1 protein-coding gene is annotated in these 1236 nt (G+C 41.3%); it reads left to right on the plus strand.

Annotation, left to right across the window (positions count from 1 at the left end; genetic code table 11):
* Positions 1-591 precede the first annotated feature (591 nt).
* The gene (locus IEX04_RS18600) at positions 592-1209 is read left to right on the plus strand and encodes a DUF6270 domain-containing protein (RefSeq protein ID WP_188687524.1); all 618 of its coding nucleotides are present in this window, start codon (positions 592-594) and stop codon (positions 1207-1209) included.
* Positions 1210-1236 lie beyond the last annotated feature (27 nt).

Genomic DNA, 1236 nt, shown 5'->3' on the forward strand with positions numbered 1-1236 from the left:
GACAGGCCAACCACCCCAAATCCTACTTATTTATGGGGCTACTAAAAAGGTAACGGGGGGCGGGGATGATTACGCATACGATAATGACTAAGGTTTGCGCTGGGGTGGCGGATACCGTGCCTTGTACGAAGAACCGAAATTTTCACCATGTTGCGTATAAGATTATTTGGTTGAATGACGTTGTCAAGGAGTCCCTCAAATTGGTCACTACAGGCCTTCAAATGAGACGATGACACGAAAGTACTCTTGTTATGCGTGTGGGATTGGCCATGAATACCCTTTACAAAGGTTCAGTCCAATTAGAAAGGGGCATGGATTTGCGTCTCACATACGTGCTGTCCTCTGGCCACACATATGCAAGAAATATTACGTCCTGGGGGCAATTTACCCGGACGCAAGTGTCATAAACTCCATTGAAGAAGAATTATGCAATTTGTTAGTGAGATGCCACGAAAAGTTCTACGATCTTCGTCTGAAGTAAAGGAGAACTTCGCTAATGAATCTTTCGAAATGAGATTTAATAAGATTCAAATGAACAATAATGTAAATATATAAACACAAACATATTAGTGAATTAACTAACGAAAGATTATGATGACTAAATCGCTTTTTATTTATGGCAGTTGTGTTTCAAGAGACACTGCTTCATTCATGACTGACTCAGGTTTCGAAATTGCAGGATATGTAGCTAGGCAATCCCTTGTTAGTGCTTTTGGCGCCACTGGGCTATCTGGTATCGATCTTGATGAATACGCAGCTAATTTGGAATCAAATTTTCAAAGAAGCTCGTTTGTCGGAGATGCTAACTCGTCATTACCACGTGAGATTCGTTCAAACTTCGAAGATATCGACTGCATGCTCGTCGATCTAGTCGATGAACGTGGCGGGGTCTGGATGAATGAACGAGGGGAAGTGCTTACAAACAGCCTGGAATTAACTAAGTCAGAAATAATCAAAGCGAATCAAGGAAGCTTTAAACTTCTAAAACTAGGAGACAGGGAACATGTTGACGAGTTTCTAAAAGCTGTTCAGAAGTTTGAAATATTAATTAAGGAATTGACCCTAAGTAACAAGATTTATTTCATTGCTAATTATTGGGCTGAAGAAAGTCAAGAAGGGGACCATTTTCCCTTCGGCGGCAGTCGAGTTGATCCAGTTCGCATGAACAATATTTATGCTATGGCTCTCGCAGTTCAAAAGCGGTTCTGAAAACCCATTGATCACGGCGCGTTAAAC

The sequence above is a fragment of the Glutamicibacter ardleyensis genome (assembly GCF_014644555.1).
Classification (GTDB): Bacteria; Actinomycetota; Actinomycetes; order Actinomycetales; family Micrococcaceae; genus Glutamicibacter; species Glutamicibacter bergerei.